The organism is Microbacterium aquilitoris, from assembly GCF_031932285.1.
Taxonomy (GTDB): domain Bacteria; phylum Actinomycetota; class Actinomycetes; order Actinomycetales; family Microbacteriaceae; genus Microbacterium; species Microbacterium aquilitoris.
On the sequence record NZ_JAUZVT010000001.1, the window covers coordinates 37,326 to 53,432 of the forward strand.

At 70.8% G+C, this 16,107-nt stretch carries 19 protein-coding genes; 8 read left to right on the forward strand and 11 right to left on the reverse strand.

The window, feature by feature from the left end; translation table 11 throughout:
* Nucleotides 1-63: 63 nt before the first annotated feature.
* From Q9S78_RS00195 to Q9S78_RS00220, 6 genes are all read right to left on the reverse strand, one after another.
* Nucleotides 64-540: a hypothetical protein gene (locus Q9S78_RS00195; RefSeq protein ID WP_020098578.1), complete on the reverse strand. Its 477-nt coding sequence runs from the start codon at nt 538-540 to the stop codon at nt 64-66.
* Nucleotides 541-611: 71 nt separating this feature from the next.
* Complete coding sequence (locus tag Q9S78_RS00200) at nt 612-1,439, reverse strand: uroporphyrinogen-III synthase (RefSeq protein ID WP_018187464.1); 828 nt, start codon at nt 1,437-1,439, stop codon at nt 612-614.
* A gap of 169 nt (nt 1,440-1,608) precedes the next feature.
* A complete protein-coding gene (locus Q9S78_RS00205) occupies nt 1,609-1,875 on the reverse strand; it encodes a hypothetical protein (protein ID WP_018187465.1) in 267 nt (88 codons plus the stop codon).
* Nucleotides 1,865-2,275, reverse strand: a complete 411-nt coding sequence (locus Q9S78_RS00210) for a phage holin family protein (protein WP_116227542.1) — start codon at nt 2,273-2,275, stop codon at nt 1,865-1,867. Before Q9S78_RS00210 ends, Q9S78_RS00205 begins: the two co-directional genes overlap by 11 nt.
* Nucleotides 2,272-2,685: a hypothetical protein gene (locus Q9S78_RS00215; RefSeq protein ID WP_116227543.1), complete on the reverse strand. Its 414-nt coding sequence runs from the start codon at nt 2,683-2,685 to the stop codon at nt 2,272-2,274. The genes Q9S78_RS00210 and Q9S78_RS00215 overlap by 4 nt, the downstream gene beginning before the upstream one ends.
* 88 nt (nt 2,686-2,773) lie before the next feature.
* Complete coding sequence (locus tag Q9S78_RS00220; RefSeq protein WP_311868053.1) at nt 2,774-4,195, reverse strand: protoporphyrinogen/coproporphyrinogen oxidase; 1,422 nt, start codon at nt 4,193-4,195, stop codon at nt 2,774-2,776.
* A 50-nt stretch (nt 4,196-4,245) separates the two neighbouring features.
* On the opposite strand from Q9S78_RS00220, the gene Q9S78_RS00225 reads away from it, so the two are divergent.
* Nucleotides 4,246-4,821 (forward strand): HhH-GPD-type base excision DNA repair protein, encoded by a 576-nt coding sequence (locus Q9S78_RS00225; protein WP_311868055.1) that lies wholly within the window; start codon nt 4,246-4,248, stop codon nt 4,819-4,821.
* A 36-nt stretch (nt 4,822-4,857) separates the two neighbouring features.
* Here the strand turns inward: Q9S78_RS00225 and Q9S78_RS00230 are convergent, their stop codons facing one another.
* Both Q9S78_RS00230 and Q9S78_RS00235 read right to left on the reverse strand, forming a co-directional pair.
* Nucleotides 4,858-6,246 carry a glycine--tRNA ligase gene (locus tag Q9S78_RS00230; RefSeq protein ID WP_018187470.1) on the reverse strand — a complete coding sequence of 463 codons (1,389 nt, stop codon included), beginning with the start codon at nt 6,244-6,246 and terminating at the stop codon, nt 4,858-4,860.
* Nucleotides 6,247-6,349: 103 nt separating this feature from the next.
* Complete coding sequence (locus tag Q9S78_RS00235) at nt 6,350-6,739, reverse strand: DUF4870 domain-containing protein (RefSeq protein WP_040570577.1); 390 nt, start codon at nt 6,737-6,739, stop codon at nt 6,350-6,352.
* A 117-nt stretch (nt 6,740-6,856) separates the two neighbouring features.
* Between Q9S78_RS00235 and Q9S78_RS00240 the strand changes: the two genes are divergently transcribed.
* The 5 genes from Q9S78_RS00240 (at nt 6,857) to Q9S78_RS00260 (ending at nt 11,547) form a co-directional block, all read left to right on the forward strand.
* Nucleotides 6,857-8,299 (forward strand): SPFH domain-containing protein, encoded by a 1,443-nt coding sequence (locus tag Q9S78_RS00240; RefSeq protein WP_018187472.1) that lies wholly within the window; start codon nt 6,857-6,859, stop codon nt 8,297-8,299.
* Nucleotides 8,296-8,787, forward strand: a complete 492-nt coding sequence (locus Q9S78_RS00245) for a hypothetical protein (protein WP_311858037.1) — start codon at nt 8,296-8,298, stop codon at nt 8,785-8,787. Before Q9S78_RS00240 ends, Q9S78_RS00245 begins: the two co-directional genes overlap by 4 nt.
* A gap of 82 nt (nt 8,788-8,869) precedes the next feature.
* Nucleotides 8,870-9,670, forward strand: coding sequence for an SDR family oxidoreductase (locus Q9S78_RS00250; RefSeq protein WP_311868056.1), 801 nt, complete (start codon nt 8,870-8,872; stop codon nt 9,668-9,670).
* A gap of 91 nt (nt 9,671-9,761) precedes the next feature.
* A complete protein-coding gene (locus Q9S78_RS00255; RefSeq protein ID WP_311868058.1) occupies nt 9,762-11,162 on the forward strand; it encodes an MFS transporter in 1,401 nt (466 codons plus the stop codon).
* Nucleotides 11,163-11,277: 115 nt separating this feature from the next.
* Nucleotides 11,278-11,547 carry a hypothetical protein gene (locus tag Q9S78_RS00260; protein WP_116227553.1) on the forward strand — a complete coding sequence of 90 codons (270 nt, stop codon included), beginning with the start codon at nt 11,278-11,280 and terminating at the stop codon, nt 11,545-11,547.
* A gap of 19 nt (nt 11,548-11,566) precedes the next feature.
* Here Q9S78_RS00260 and Q9S78_RS00265 read toward each other — a convergent pair whose 3' ends face one another.
* The gene (locus tag Q9S78_RS00265) at nt 11,567-12,325 is read right to left on the reverse strand and encodes an SDR family NAD(P)-dependent oxidoreductase (RefSeq protein WP_311868060.1); all 759 of its coding nucleotides are present in this window, start codon (nt 12,323-12,325) and stop codon (nt 11,567-11,569) included.
* Nucleotides 12,326-12,393: 68 nt separating this feature from the next.
* Here Q9S78_RS00265 and Q9S78_RS00270 point away from each other — a divergent pair, with 68 nt between their 5' ends.
* On the forward strand, nt 12,394-13,002 hold the full coding sequence (locus Q9S78_RS00270; RefSeq protein WP_311868062.1) for an acyl-CoA-like ligand-binding transcription factor: 609 nt from the start codon (nt 12,394-12,396) through the stop codon (nt 13,000-13,002).
* 3 nt (nt 13,003-13,005) lie between these two features.
* Here the strand turns inward: Q9S78_RS00270 and menC are convergent, their stop codons facing one another.
* A complete protein-coding gene (menC, locus tag Q9S78_RS00275) occupies nt 13,006-14,139 on the reverse strand; it encodes an o-succinylbenzoate synthase (protein ID WP_311858040.1) in 1,134 nt (377 codons plus the stop codon).
* 65 nt (nt 14,140-14,204) lie between these two features.
* Between menC and Q9S78_RS00280 the strand changes: the two genes are divergently transcribed.
* A complete protein-coding gene (locus Q9S78_RS00280; protein ID WP_311868064.1) occupies nt 14,205-15,386 on the forward strand; it encodes a cobalamin-independent methionine synthase II family protein in 1,182 nt (393 codons plus the stop codon).
* Nucleotides 15,387-15,395: 9 nt separating this feature from the next.
* On the opposite strand, the gene Q9S78_RS00285 is transcribed toward Q9S78_RS00280, so the two are convergent.
* The gene (locus tag Q9S78_RS00285) at nt 15,396-16,091 is read right to left on the reverse strand and encodes a GNAT family N-acetyltransferase (protein WP_020098567.1); all 696 of its coding nucleotides are present in this window, start codon (nt 16,089-16,091) and stop codon (nt 15,396-15,398) included.
* Nucleotides 16,092-16,107 lie beyond the last annotated feature (16 nt).

A 16,107-nucleotide genomic window follows, 5' to 3' on the forward strand; every position in this document is an offset into this window, starting at 1 on the left:
GGGCAACGTTACCGGGCCGCTCCCCGCACCGGCCGAGAGCGGCGTCGGTCAGGACTGTACCGGTCAGGCTTGCGCCGGGCGCGGCGCGCGACGCCGGGACGGCCGGCCCGTCGGACCCGCCGAGGCATCGCCGCTCTGCACCGGGATCTCGGTCGTGACGAGCTGGACGACGTCGGTCGGCTCATCCTCGACGTCGAGGCGGAGCGCCTGCACGAGCGCCAGACCGTGGCGGGTCGTGATCACGAGCCGCTGGAACTCCGCGTCGCCCTCGAGGTCGATCACGACCGACGGCCTCCGACGCCGGACGAGGACGAAATCGTCGCCGCCGGCGGAACGCCAGACCCCCATGGCAACCGTCCGGGGGACAACGGTGCCGGGAGCGGGGACGCCGCGCAGCCACGTCCACGGATCGTCGACGAGCTGCACCTTGACGATGTGCGCGCGCTCGACGCGGACGGCATCCTTGCGGAACGCCAGCACACGCTCGGTGGCGGAGAGCGCGACCTCCAGTCGCGACGAATCGAGCAGCAGCGTCACCATGGGATCAGTCTGCCAAACGCATCCACCGCGACGGATGCCCGAGCCGCAACGATACGGTCTCGACCACGGCCTCAGCCCTGGATTCGGGGGAACGAACCGGTGGGAGGGGCGAGTTCGTCGATCGCGTGCGGGAGCGGGAACTGACCGACGGCGGCGATGAGACCGGCGACCGTCTGCTCCTTCGCCGTGACGCTGACGCCGAGGCCCGCACGGCGGGCATCCTTCGCGGTACGGGGGCCGATGGCGGCGATGACGGTCGCCTCGGGGATCTCGGGGAACTGCTCGTACACCTGCTCGGCGACCGATCCGCTCGTGACGAGGATCGCGTTGATGCGTCCGGAACGGACATCGGTGGCGACCTTGTCGGTCACGGGCACGCCGACGGTGCGGTACGCGATGACGCTCCGGACGTCGTGCCCCGCCTCTTCGAGCAGTCGGGTCAGGACGGGTTTGGCGAGTTCGCTGCGAAGCGTGAGCACGCGCATCGGGTCGGGCTCGAGCGCGATGAGCTGAGCGGCCATGCCGGCGGCGGAGTTGTCCTCCTCGGGGACGAGATCCACGCGGTAGCCGACGGCGCCGAGAGCGGCGGCGGTCGTCTCGCCGACGGCGGCCACGCGCGTCGTGTGCGGGATGACCGCTCGGTACGCATGCAGGACGTCGACCGTGGTCGAGCTCGTGAGGGTCACCCAGTCGAACGCGCCTGAAGCGAGGTCGCGGAGTGCGGATTCGAGGTCGGTCGGGTCTTCGGAGGGTGCGAAGTTGATGAGCGGAGCGATGACCGGCGTCGCTCCCTGGGCACGCAGAGCGGCGGCGACGCTGTCACCCCAGGGACCTCCGCGCGGGACGAGCACACGCCAGCCCTTGAGGGGCTTCGGTGCTGTCGCAGCGGATGTGTTCATGGTTCGACTCTCGTATAGGCGGTGGCCGCCCCGCAGCGAGACGGCCGACGCTCATCGACATGAGCGCGGATGCGCACGTTCGGGACCGTGTCGTCGGCAGCACTCGCGCCGTCGCCGCTGCCTGTTCCGAGCATACCCCCGGCGTCGGAAGCGACGACGCGGGGAGGCGTCAGCGCGTGTACAGGCGGACGACGCCCCAGACGACCACGCCGACGGCCAACGCAGCGCCGACCACGGCGACTGCGGCACCGGACGGGTTGCGGTCCGCGAATCCACGCGCCGAGACCTGCGCGCGCCGCGTGGCGCGAGCCGCCCGTTTGGGGACGTTCGCCTTCTCTTCGATGGCGGCGAGGGCCGCCTTCAGCTCAGCGCGCGCACGCTCGACCGGGTCGGTGATCCCGAGCGGGACGGCGGTGCGGGGGAGGTCAGAACTCATCGGCCACTTCCTTCACGATTCGGGCGTCGGTAGACAGTGCCTTCGCGGGATTCTCACGATTCTTCATACGCCGGACCCTCAGGAACCCGAGGAACGCGGTGATGACCACCAGCAGCAGTCCGAGCACGACGAGGATGAGAGCCGCCAGCCAGGGCGCCATCCACGACGACAGCCCGATGACGGTGAACGCGCCGATGGCCGGCAGCGTCCAGAACAGGAAGAAGAGGGCGAGGACGAACCAGAGGCCGACGATGCCGGCATCCTTCCCGGTCCGCGCCGCCCACGTCTTCGCCGCGGTGATCTCGGCGACGATCAGGTTCTTGACGAGCTCGGGCAGCTCTCCGACGAGACCGAGGAGACTCTCGTCGCGGCGGTCCCGGAATCCGCGGGGGGTGCTCATGACGCGGACGAGGGCTTCTTGCGCGAGCTGCCCGTCGAACCGGACGAGGCCCGGCTCGCCGGCTTCTTCGCGGAGCCGGTCACGGCGTCAGCGGTGGTCTTGGCGGCATCCTTCACGTCGTCGGCCGCATCCTCGGATGCGTCGAGCGCGGCGTCGAGCTTCTGGCCCGGGGTGCCCGAGGTGGTCGCGGCGCGGGTGACCTTGACGGCACCGTTCCAGAGGACGCTTGGCAGGGCGAACGCGGCGGACTTGCCGAACTCGGCGACCTTGTCCACCTGCTTCTGCACGGCGGGCGTGTTGTACACCCGCAGGTAGGCGTCCTTGATCTGCTCGTAGCGCTGGCGGCCCGCGCGGGCCCCGAGGACGTAGCCGGCGGTGAGTCCGACGACGATTCCGATCTTGCCCTTCATGGCGATTCCTCACGTTCGAAGCGATGTGGTGCCGAGCACCCAGCGTATCGGCGCATGCCGTTCGCGGTATCCACCCTTGACAGGTGGCTCAGGTCGTTGCACCCTCACCGTCGGAGTGCCACAGGAGGCCCGATCGGATGCGTTCCGCTTCGGTCTCGGCATCGGTGGCGACCCGGGCGAGCCCGGTGCCGTCGATCCAGGCGCCCACGACGCCGAGGCGATCGTTCGTGCGGGCCGCACGGCGCAGCTCTTCGCGCGCGGGCGACAGGGCCGACGACGGCAGCGCGCGCGGCCAGCGCGCCCGGTACGCGGCGCGGACGGTGCCCACGTCGGTGCCGAGGAGCTCGGCGGCCGCCGCCGTGGCTGCGGCGATCGCCTCGGCATCCGTCCCTTCGCCGGCGGGCAGGGTCACACGGACGATGTGCGGTTCGCCGTGTTCATGCGGCCACGTCGCCGTCGCGTGGACGACCGCGAGCGCCGCCGCCTCGCCCGGGACGGCGTAGACCGCGTGTCCCCGCGGACGCGCGTCGAGGCCCGGGGCGTCGAGGACGAGCGTCACGACGTCGACGTCTTCCGGAGAAAGGGTCGGGCCGTCGAGGCCGTCCAGGTGCGGGGCGAGCAGCCGTCGAGCGGTGCGCTCGGGTGTCGCGACGATGATCGCATCCGCCTCGTGGACGCCGCTCTCGCCGTCGGCCGCCGCCCACGACAGCGACCACCCGGCACCCGCGCGCTCGATCTCGGTGACCTCCGTCGCCGCTCGGACCTCGACCTCGAGGTCCGTCAGGCGCTCCGCGAGAGCATCGACGAACACCGACATCCCGCCCCCGATGCTCGCGCGGGAAGGGGCGGCGTCATCCTTCCCGGCCAGCTGCTGCGCGACCGCACCCGAGAGCGAACCGGTGCGGGTGAGCGCGGAGTTCAGACCGCGAGCAGCGCGATCGACGTCCACCTGCTCGGGCGGCACGCCATGGATGCCGTACGTCAGGGGCGCGACCATGCGGTCCAGGATCCGCGCCCCCACGCGCTGGCGCACGAGGGTGGCGAGGTTCCGCTCGGCACCGATCGTCAGCGGCGGTCGCAGGCGGTCGACGTACGCCCGCCACGCGCCGCGTGCACCGATGATCCGGCGCGCGCGGGGGTCGAACGGGTTGGCCGGGATGCCGAGGATCGACGCCGCCGGCAGCGGCGCGACGCCGTGCGGACCGGCGACCCAGGTGTCGGCATCCTGCGCCGGGACCACGGCGTCGCGCAGGCCCAGTTCGTCGATGAGCTCGGCGAGGGCGCCGGGGGCGACGCGGAAGCCGTCGGCCGCGACATCCGTCATCGTCCCATCGAGCTCGGCGGAGGCGACGATCCCCCCGAGGCGATCGCCCGCCTCGAACAGCGTCACACCGATCCCGACCTTCGCGCAGCGGAGTGCCGCGACGAGCCCGGCGATCCCGCCCCCGACGACGGCGACCCGCGCCCGTCGGGCCTGCGAGATGAGGTCGGTGGCGGCGTCGGCGGTCATCCTCCCATCCTCCCCCACCCGCACCTTGCCGACGGTGGGAACATGGAGGCATGGCCCTGCACATCACCGGCGACGGTGCCGCCGACGCACTCCTCACCGACGAACCCCTCGCCCTCCTGATCGGGATGCTGCTCGACCAGCAGATCGCGATGGAGACCGCATTCGCCGGCCCCATGAAGATCCGCGACCGCACGGGTGGGCTGGATGCCGCGCAGATCGCCGCTGCCGATCCCGAGGAGTTCGTGGCCGCCTTCAGCCAGACCCCGGCCGTCCACCGCTTCCCCGGTTCGATGGCCGCTCGCGTGCAGGCGCTCTGCCAGACGCTGGTCGACGAGTGGGGCGGCGACGCCGCGGCGCTGTGGACACAGGGCGAGCCCGACGGGCGGACGGTGCTGAAGCGGCTGAAGGCGCTTCCGGGGTTCGGCGACCAGAAGGCGCGCATCTTCCTCGCCCTGCTCGGCAAGCAGTACGGGTACACGGGCGACGGGTGGCGCGAGGCCGCCGGCGCCTACGGCGAGGAGGGCTCCTTCCGCTCGGTCGCCGACATCGTCTCGCCGGAATCGCTCACGAAGGTGCGGGAGCACAAGCGCGCCGCGAAGGCGGAAGCCAAGGCCGCGAAGGGCTGACGCCTCGCGCCGCAGCGGGCACGAGGCGTCGCGGGGTCAGGCGCCGCGCAGGCGCGGGGCGAGGTAGGTGTGCAGCTCGGAGAGCGAAACGCGCTCCTGCGCCATCGAGTCGCGATCGCGGATCGTCACGGCGTCGTCGTCGAGCGAATCGAAGTCGACCGTGACGCAGAACGGCGTACCGATCTCGTCCTGGCGCCGGTACCGGCGTCCGATCGCACCCGCGTCGTCGAAGTCCACGTTCCAGCCGTTGGCGCGCAGATCGTCGGCGACCTTGCGGGCCAGCGGCGACAGGCGCTCATTGCGGCTCAGCGGCAGGACGGCGACCTTTACCGGCGCCAGGCGCGGGTCGAGGCCCAGGACCGTGCGGGTGTCGGTGCCGCCCTTCGCGTTCGGCACCTCCTCCTCGCGGTAGGAGTCCACGAGGAACGCCATCATGGCGCGGGTGAGACCGAAGGACGGCTCGATGACGTAAGGGACGTAGGTCTCGCCGGATGCCTGGTCGAAGTACGCGAGCTTCTGCCCGGACGCCTCGATGTGACTCGAAAGGTCATAGTCGGTGCGGTTGGCGACGCCCATGAGCTCGCCCCACTCCTTGCCCGCGAAGCCGAACCGGTACTCGACGTCGATCGTCGCGGTCGAGTAGTGGGCGCGGTCCTCTTCGGGCACGTCGAACTGCCGCATGTTCTCGGGATCGATGCCGAGGTCGAGGAACCAGTTCCAGCACGCCTCGACCCAGTGGTCGAACCACTCACCGGCTTCGGCGGGCGGCGTGAAGAACTCGATCTCCATCTGCTCGAACTCGCGCGTGCGGAAGATGAAGTTTCCGGGCGTGATCTCGTTGCGGAAGGCCTTGCCGACCTGGCCGATGCCGAACGGCGGCTTCTTGCGCGACGCGGTCAGCACGTTCGAGAAGTTCACGAAGATGCCCTGAGCGGTCTCGGGGCGCAGGAAGTAGAGCCCGCTCTCGTCGTCGACGACGCCGAGGTAGGTCTTCACGAGACCCGAGAACGACTTCGGCTCGGTGTACTGACCCTTGGTGCCGCAGTTCGGGCAGGGCACATCGCCGAGACCGTTCTCGGCCTTGCGGCCCTTGCGGGCTTCGAAGTCCTCGATCAGCGTGTCCTCGCGGAAACGCTTGTGGCACTGCAGGCACTCGACGAGCGGGTCGGTGAACGTCGCGACGTGCCCCGATGCCTCCCACACGCGCTTGGGCAGGATGATCGACGAGTCGAGGCCGACCATGTCGCCGCGCCCGCGGACGAACGTCTGCCACCACTGGCGGCGGATGTTCTCCTTGAGCTCGGTCCCGAGGGGGCCGTAGTCCCACGCCGACCGCGACCCGCCGTAGATCTCGCCCGCCTGGAAGACGAACCCGCGGTGGCGGGCGAGGGCGATGACTTTGTCGAGACGGGACTGCTCGGCCACGGTGGCTCCAATGGTCGTTGTGAAGAGGGTGCGCGACAGCGCGGATGCCGCAGAACGCGGCATCCGTCAGTCTATCCGGGCCTCTTCGCCGGGGCGACGCGGCTCAGGAAACGAAGCGGATCGTCACCGGCGGGTTGTACCACTGCCCCTGGTTCGCCTTCACGGCGCCGATGATCGCGATCACGATCAGCAGCACGTAGACGGCCAACAGGATCAGCAGACCGATGCCAATGAGGATGAGGATGGCACCGACGATGCTGGCGATGAGCATCGTGAGCTGGAAGTTCAGCGCGGCGGCCGTGTGCGCGCGCACGAACGGACCGCGGTCGCGCAGCACGAGGTAGGCGACGAGTGGCCCGACCCATCCCGTGAAGATGCCGCTGAGATGCGTGAGGGTCGCCCACAACTTCTCGTCCTCGGGACGCATCGGCGGCACAGGCGTGTACGCCCCGAACGGGGGCTGGGGCGGCTGCGGAGGAGGAGGGGTGGTCATGAGGCCAGCGTAGGGCGGGAGCCGCACCCTCGTCACGCGGCTGGAGTAACCGATACGTTCGTAGTGGGCACGTGCACCGTGCCGCGCAGAGACATCGAGACTCGGGGGAAATCACACATGGACGCACTCGTCACAGGCGGGGCTTTCGTCATCGGCGCCATCGCCGTCGTCGCCGTCATCGTCTTCATCATCATCTTCATGGTGGTGCTGCGGGCGTGGTACAAGGTCGCCAAGGCCGACCAGGCGCTCGTCATCGTCGGACGCAACCAGAAGAACGCGTCGGGGGATTCATCGCGCATCTCGGTCATCACCGGCGGCGGCGCGCTCGTCAACCCACTGACGCAGCGGGCCGAGATGATCTCGCTGCGCGCGCGTCAGATCAAGATGGAGCCGACGGCCCAGTCATCCACCGGTGTCACGGTCAACGTCAGCGGTGTCGCCCTCGTCAAGATCGGCTCGGACCCCGAACTCGTCCGTCGTGCGGCCGAGCGCTTCCTCTCGCAGGACGGTGCGATCGAGCAGTTCACGACCGAGCAGCTCGAGGGTGCGCTCCGCGGAGTCGTGGCGACCCTGACCGTCGAGCAGCTCATGAACGACCGGCAGAAGCTGTCGGACCAGATCGCCGACGGCATCAAGAGCGACCTGCTGTCGCAGGGCCTCATCCTCGACTCGTTCCAGATCCAGGGCGTCACCGACAAGAACGGCTACATCGACGCCCTCGGCGCGACCGAGGTCGAGCGCGTCCGCCGCGAGGCCGAGGTCGCGCGCATCAACGCCGCCCGCGAGGTCAAGGCGCGCCAGATCGCGACCGACGAGGCGAACCTCATCGAGCAGACCGCGTACGACAAGAACTCCGCCGCAGCCGCGGCCGAGGTTGGTCGTGCCCGCGCCGAGGCGGAGCAGGCCGAGGCCCTCGCCCGTGCCGAGCGCGAGCAGGCCGTCCTCCTGCAGCAGGCCGAGAACCGTCAGGCGCAGCTCGACGCCGACGTCAAGAAGGTCGCCGACGCCTCGCTCTATGAGCGCGAGCGCTCCGCCGACGCGGACGCCTACACGCAGGTCAAGGCCGCTGAGGCGCGTGCGCAGATCGCCGCCCAGGAAGCCGAGGCCACGCGCCTGCGCGCCGAGGCCGACGCCGCCGCCGTGCGGCTGGAGGGTGAAGCACGCGCTGCGGCCCTCACGGCAGAGGCACGCGCCCTCGCCGAGAACCAGCAGGCCCTGCTCGCGCAGCGCGCCATCGAGTCGCTCGTGCCGCTCATGACCGAGTTCGCACGCGGCTTCGACAAGGTCGGCTCGATCACGGTGCTCGGCGGCGAGGGGGCATCGAGCCACATCGCCGGCGAGAGCGCCTCGAGCATGCGCGCGACGTTCGACGCCGTCCAGGCGGCGACGGGCATCGACCTGCGCGGCATCATCCAGGGCCAGGCCACGGGTCGCGGGATCGCCCAGGGCTTGCAGAACGAGCAGGCGGCGCAGGACGCCGCGCCGCTGCGTCGCCGGGCGGCGGAGCCCGCCGCTGAGCCGGCAGCGCCCGTCGACACCCCCTCGCCGGACGCGGTGTGAGCACGCCCGAGGGAGGCCGGTCGCTCGTCGTCGACGAGCAGCTGGCCTCCCGCCTCGCGCGCGGCTTCCTCCGCTGGCAGCTGACGCGGCCGTCCTGGATCGTGCTGATGACCGCCACGGCCCTGATCGTGATCCTGAGTGTGTTCCTCACCGCCACGGGGAGTGAGGGCGCTGCGTGGGTGGGCATCGCCATGGTGGTCATCCTGTGCGGAGCGGTGATCGCGTCGTGGATCGCCGTCCGATCCTCGATCCTGCGCGCCTACCCGGTGGGCTTCGTCGCGACGGCGACGCTCACCGCCGAGGGCATGCGGGCGACCTCGGCACTCGGTACGAGTGACATCCGCTACACGGCCTTCCGCCGAGTGGATGCCGCCGGCGACGCGCTCCTGCTGAAGGTCGGTTCGCCGCTCGGACCGGTCGCGGTCATGCCGCGGGCGCTCCTGTCCGACGCCGACATCACCCGCCTGCGCTCGACCACCTCGCACTGACAGACTGCGGCTCCGGTACGTCCGGGGCCACAGTGCTGTCAAGCGGGTGCGCCGCGGTCGCGTCGGTTCGTAGCGTCGGACCATGACCTTCTCGCCCCGCCGCGCCATCGTGACCGCCTCCGACTCCGGGATCGGGCGCGCGACCGCCCTCGCCCTCGCCGACGCCGGGATGGACGTGGGGGTGACGTGGCACTCCGATGAGGACGGCGCGAACGAGACGGCCGAGGAGGTCCGCCGCCGCGGCCGCAACGCCGTCGTCGCGCAGTTCGATGCGACCGACCTCGAGTCGGTCCCCGGCACGGTCCGCCACCTCGCCGAGCAGCTGGGTGGTCTCGACGTCTTCGTCAACAACGCCGGCGGCGGCACCGGCGGACCGTTCCTCGACATGGACATCGACGGGTGGCGCACCGTCGTCGGGCTGAACCTCGACGGCGCCTTCGTCGGCATGCACACGGCCGCGAAGCTGATGGCCGATGCCGGCCAGGAGGGGCGCATCATCGCCGTCACGAGCGTCCACGGCTCGCAGCCGCGCGTCGGTTCGGCCGCCTACGTCGCATCGAAGCACGGTCTCGAAGGGCTCGTGAAGACGATGGCCCAGGAGCTCGGCCCGAAGGGCATCACGGTCAACTCCGTCGCCCCGGGCGAGATCGCGACACCCATCAACGACATGGATGCCGAGGACGCCGAGAACACGCATCGCCCCGGCATCCCGATCCCCCGTCCCGGCAAGCCGGAGGAGATCGCCGACGTGATCGCCTTCCTCGCCTCCCCCGCGTCGTCGTACGTGACGGGCGCGACCTGGGTCGTGGACGGCGGGATGCTGCAGATGGGCCCGCAGGCGGGCTCGCACATGGAGTCGGACGACTGGCGTTCGGCGGGATGATCCGCCGGAGATGAGCCCGGCCGCCTCCGACGTCGCAGGCCGGGCTTAACCTGGAGGGATGCCCTCGGACGACAGACGCAGACTCACCCGCATGCCACGACAGGGCGCCATCGTCGCCGTTCTGGCGATCGCGGGACTCGCGTCGTCGTTCATGTTCACCCTGGTCGTCCCGATCCAGGCGAAGCTCCCCGAGCTCCTGAATGCCTCTCGCGAGGACACCGCATGGGTCGTGACGGCGACTCTTCTCGCCGCAGCGGTCTCGACGCCGATCGCGGGGCGACTGGGCGACATGTACGGCAAGCGCCGGATCGTCCTCATCCTGCTGGGGCTCCTCATCGTCGGGTCGGTCATCGCCGCCCTCTCCCCCGGCATCGGCGGCATCATCGTCGGACGTGCCCTGCAGGGCGCCGTCACCGGCGTCGTCCCGCTCGGCATCTCGATCATGCGCGACGTGCTGCACGAGGACCGGGTGGATGCCGCCATCGCCTTGATGTCCGCGACCCTCGGGGTCGGCGGCGCCGTCGGCATGCCGGTCAGCGCGATCATCACCGAGACGAGCGACTGGCACGTGCTCTTCTGGATGGCTGCGGGGCTCGGCGTCGTCGTCTTCGTCCTCGTCGCCCTCGTCGTGCCGGCGAGCGTCCTGCGGACCGCGGGCAGGTTCGACTTCGCCGGGGCCATCGGCCTCGCGATCGGTCTGACGGGGGCCCTGCTCGCCGTGTCGCGCGGCAACGAGTGGGGGTGGACGTCGCCGGCGACCCTCGCCCTGGGCCTCGGCGGCCTCGCCGTGCTGCTCGTGTGGGGCTGGTTCGAACTCCGCATCCGTGAGCCCCTCCTCGACCTGCGGGTCGCGGCGCGCCCGGCCGTGCTCCTCACCAATCTCGCGTCGGTCGCGATGGGCTTCTCGCTGTTCGCCTCGAACGTGTCGTACCCGCAGATGCTGGAGCTGCCGGCATCCGTCGGCGGCTTCGGACTCACCCTCGTCCAGGCGAGCTTCATCGTCATGCCCGCCGGTCTCGTGATGATGGTGCTCTCGCCCTTCTCGGGACGCCTCGCCCGCACGATCGGCCCGCGCCTGCTGCTCATCATGGGTGCGAGCGCGTTGATCCTCGCGTACGGCTACTCGCTGCTGTGGGCGTCGGAGGTCTGGCACCTGCTGGTCGCGAACCTGCTCATCGGCGTGGGCATCGGCTTCGGCTACGCCGGCATGCCGATGCTGATCATGCGCTCGGTGCCCCAGCACGAGACAGGCGCCTCGAACGGCCTCAACGCGCTGTTCCGCTCGCTCGGCACCTCGATCGCCGCGGCCGTCGTCGGCGCGGTGCTCGCCGCCCTGACGGTCGACCTGGGCGGCACACCCGTCCCGGCGCCCGAGGCGTTCCACCTCTCCTTCGCCCTCGGTCTCGGCGCCGCCGTCATCGCCCTCGGCGTCGCCCTGTTCATCCCGCAGCGCCGCGACCCGCACGAGGCGCGTCCCTCGATGCCCCACTGACGCAGCCGCTCGCCGCGCAGCGGGGGCCGTTGGACCGCTCGCGCGCCCTCTATCAGGTCTCGGGATCCACGACAGCCCCGTCGCGGGATCGGGCGCAGGACACCAGGATGGGGTGATGTCCTACGCCACCGAACGCCGCTCGAACCCGACCGCCTGGGCCGCCTTCTGGGTCGGCCTGCTCGGCCTCATCCTCATGCCGATCCCGCTGTTCATCGGTTTCTTCGTCGGCGGCGGGCTGTCGATCGTCGCCGCGATCCTCGTCGTGATCGCCCTGTTCAAGGGCCTCGCCCGCAGGGGCAAGGGCATCGCCCCGGTCGTCTTCGCCGCGATCTTCGTGCTGCTCACGTGGGGTGGCATCTCGGTCGGCGGCGGCATCGTCTGGTGACCGCCCCCTGACCGCCGGCTCAGATCGCCGACCACCCGCCGTCGCTCGGCAGGAGGACGCCGTTCACGTTGGCCGAGTCGTCGCTGAGCAGCCACGTGATGGCTGCGGCGAGCTGCTCGGGCTGGGCCACGGGAGGGACGATCGCCTGCAAGATCGGACCGACTCGCGATGCCGCGTATTCACTGCGCATCGGGGCCTCGATGTTCGTCGCCACGGCTCCCGGAGCGACGGCGTTCGCGCGGATCCCCTGCGGTCCGTGGAAGAACGCGACGCTCTTCGTGTACCCGGCGATCGCATGCTTGGACGAGGTGTAGGCGGCGCCGGACGTGGATCCGCGCAGGGCCGCCTCGGATGCGACGTTGACGATCGCGCCGGATCCCGCGGCGATCATGAGCGGCAGTACGGCTCGCGTCAGCCGCATCGGGCCGGTGAGGTTGACGCTCAGCACTCGTTCCCAGGTGGCGTCGTCGATCTCGCTCGGCGGGAGGAAGGCATCCATGATGCCGGCGACGTTGGCGAGCCCGTCGACGCGGTCCGCGGCGGCGCGCATGATGAGGTCGATCGTCTCGGCGCGGCACACGTCGCCGACGACCGTCTCGACGGGAAGGTCCGACAGTTCCGCACGCACGTCGTTGAGGCGCTCGGCGACGACGTCGGTCGCAATCACGCGTCCGCCCTCGCGCGCGATCCGGACCGCGGTGGCGCGTCCGATGCCCGAACCCGCGCCCGTGACGATGATGGTCTTGCCTGCGAATCGGCCGGTGGTCGCTTCGGTCATGTCTCCTCCTTCGAGAGTGGCGCTCGGTGCGCCGGTACAGTTTTAGCACTCAGTGCCGAAAGGTGTCTATGAACTCCCCCAGCGAACGCCCCTCGGGCCGGCCCCGCACCATCGACCCCGACCGCGTCTCCCTCCTCGCGCTCCGACTCTTCGACGAGCGCGGGTTCGATGTCGTGTCGATGGACGATGTCGCGGCTGCAGCCGATGTGAGCCGCCGGTCACTGTTCCGGCTGTTCCCCAGCAAGGCCTCGCTGGTCTGGGGCGGTCTCGACGAGGCGGTCGATCGCTTCCACGCCTGCCTCGCGAGCAGCGCGGCAGAGGATGACACCTGGGAGGCGATCCGGAGAGCCTTCGCCGCCGCTGCGACCATCCCCGACGAGATGATCGAGGTCACCCGTCATCGACTCCACGTCATCCGCGACAACCCGACCCTCTGGGCCATGGGTTCCGCGAGGATCGGAGCGCTGGCCGACGCGGTCGTGGAATTCATCGCCGAGCGCGACGGCTCGTCGGTCGACGACCTGACGACGGTCGTCCACGCGCAGGCGCTCAGCGGCGCGTCGAACGCGGCCCTCGTCTGGTGGGCGTTCCACGGCGGCGACGAACCACCCGCCGACGTCGTACGGCGCGCGTTCTCGCTGATCGCCTTCGACGATGCGGGGGCGACGCCCGCCTGACCGTCAGGCGCGGAGCGTCGCGCGCGCGACGGTGAACGCCTCGACCGCGTCGAGGTCGACCTCGACGCCGAGGCCCGGCCCCGTCGGCACCCGCACGTGTCCGTCCTCGAGGACGACGGGCTCCGCCACGATGTCACGGTCGTAGAACCGACCGGATGCCGAGACGTCGCCCGGCAGCGTGAACGCGGCGTGCGCGGCGAGCGCCGCGTTCGCCGCGCGGCCGATCCCGGTCTCGAGCATCCCTCCGCACCAGACCGGGATCCCCGCCGACGCGCAGAGATCGGCGATGCGGAGCGCCTCGAGGTACCCGCCGACGCGGCCGGCCTTGACGTTGATGACTGTCGTCGCCCCGAGGGCGAGCGCGTCGCGCGCGGCCTTGACCGAGGTGATCGACTCGTCGAGGCAGACGGGCGTCTTCAGCTGCTGCGCGAGGGCGGCGTGGTCGACGAGGTCGTCCTCCTGCAGCGGCTGCTCGATGAGCAGCAGGCCGAACCGGTCGAGCTGCGCGAGCGTGTCGGCGTCGGCGAGCGTGTAGGCGGAGTTCGCGTCCACCTGCAGCGGGATGTCGGGGAAGGCTGTGCGCACGGCATCCGTCTCGGCGATGTCGCGACCGGGCTTGATCTTGATCTTGATCCGGACGTATCCCTCGTCGAGGTAGCCGCGGACGGTCTCGACGAGGACTGCGGGGTCGGATTGGATGCCGACGCTCACCCCCGACGGGATCGTCGCCGCCGTCCCGCCCAGGTACGACGCGAACGAGCGCCCCTCGCCGCGGAGGGCGGCGTCGAGCAGGGCGAGCTCGAGCCCCGCCTTCGCCATCCGGTGGCCGACGAACGGGTCGAGGACGCCGGCGACGTCCTCGGGCGCGAGGGTCCCGCGCTGCAGGAGCGCCGGACCGAGCCAGCGCGTCGTGACGTCCCACGCACCCTGCGTGTACTCGCTGGAGTACACCGGTGCGCTCTGCGTGACGACCTCGCCCCACCCCTCGCCCGCATCGGTCCTCGCGCGGACGACGATGACCTCGCGGTCGGTCATGGTGCCGAACGACGTCGTGAACGGAGCGACGAGCGGGATGCGGAGCACCCGGAGCTCGATCTCGTCGAGGCGGACGGATGCGGCGTGCTGAGCGAGCGGCATGGGGTCAGGTTACGGGCCGTTGCACGACGGGTGCAGCGGCATCCGTCGATTCCTAGACTCGGCCCATGCCCCTCGAGACGACCACCTCCGGAAGCCTTCCCCGCTCGACCGCGCTGATCGAGGCGAACGCCGCGCGCGCGTTCGCCGACGACGGCTTCACCCTGCTGCCGAGCGCCGAGGCCGAGGAGCTGACGGCGCGTGCCGTGGCGGACGTCGTCGAACGCCAGCGCGCCGCGGGCATCACCCTCGTCGGCGACGGCGAGTTCGGGAAGGCCATGACGAACCCGGTCGACTACGGCGCGTGGTGGGGATACTCCTTCCAGCGCGTCGCCGGGCTGTCGCTCACCGAGGTGAACGCCTTCACCGAGCCGCCCGTGCTGTCGAGCCCGGGGAACGTCCGCCTCACGAGCTTCCTGGGTCGTCGTGACCGGCAGCGGTTCCCCGCGGTCTATACCGAGGCCGTCGAGACCGGGCGCATCGCCTCGGCCTTCCCGACCACGACGGGTCCGCTCTCGTACCGCGGCCACGACGCGGTGGCGGCGGACATCCGCAACCTCACGGCAGCGCTCCACGACGGCGAGCAGGGCTTCCTCACGGCGATCGCGCCCGGGTCCGCCGCACGAGTGCACAACGACTACTACGCGTCCGAGCAGGAGCACATCGACGCGTGGGCCGATGCCCTCCGTGAGGAGTACCGGGCCATCACCGACGCGGGCCTCATCCTGCAGCTCGACGACCCGTCGCTGGCCGAGAACTTCGACCAGATCGACCCCGAGCCCTCGGCCGCGGACTACCGGGCGTTCACCCGCATCCGGATCGAGGCGATCAACCGCGCCATCGAGGGCCTTCCGAAGGAGCAGGTGCGCCTGCACCTGTGTTGGGGCTCGTGGCACGGTCCGCACACGACCGACGTCGAATTGAAGGACATCCTCGACGTCGTCCTCGAGGCGAACGTCGGGTCGATCTCGTTCGAGGCGGGAAACGTCCGCCACGAGCACGAGTTCGCCGTCTGGGCCGACGCACGGATCCCCGAGGACCTCGTCCTCGTCCCGGGCGTCGTCAGCCACGCGACCAACGTCGTCGAGCACCCCGACCTCGTCGCGCAGCGCATCCGCCGCTACACCGACATCGTCGGCGCCGACCGCGTCATCGCGTCGACCGACTGCGGCCTCGGCGGGCGCATCCACCCCGACATCGCCTGGGCGAAGCTCGAGTCGCTCGGAGAAGGGGCCCGACGGGCGGGCTGACGCCGCGCCTCAGCTCCGGACGAACAGGTACCCCTCGCCGGTGCGGAAGCCGCCGACGACCAGGCCGGCGTCGAGCTGCGTGCGGAACGCGTCGCGGACCTCGCGGCGGAGGCGGGCCGCGGCATCCGCATCTTCCCGGCGGAGCGCCTCGATGTCGCTCGGGATCGCGACCGTCGCGATCACATCAGATGCCTCGGGCGTCGGGACAGGCGACGCCAGGTGCCACGCCACGTGCAGCCGATCGCTCTCGTCGCCGCTGTTGATCGCGTCGCCCATGTCGCCGTAGTGGTCGACGAGGTAATCGGTGACCCGCCCGCCCAGGACCTCAAGGTTGAAGTGGGCGTTCCGGGCGATGAGCGGATCGAACGTCCACGTGATGGTGCCGACCTCGCGCGCGAACGCCCACTCGCGCTGATGCGCCTTGAGCGCGCGGCCGATGCCCCGCGCCTGCGCCTCGGGCAGGACGCCCGTCACGTGCGAATGCATGCTGCGCGAGGACGGCGGCCCGAAGAAGGCAGCGGATGCCGCGACCATACGCTCGCCGTCGAACACGCCGACGACGTAGTTGCCGGCGTGCTGCAGAGCCCGCAGCAGGTTCGGCGGCATCCCGCCGTCCGGAGAACCCCAGACCGCCTCGAAGACGCCGCTCGCGGCGACCATCTCGTCGATCGTGTGCAGTTCGCGGATGTCGAGCGCGTCAGCCATCCCGCCACGCTACGCC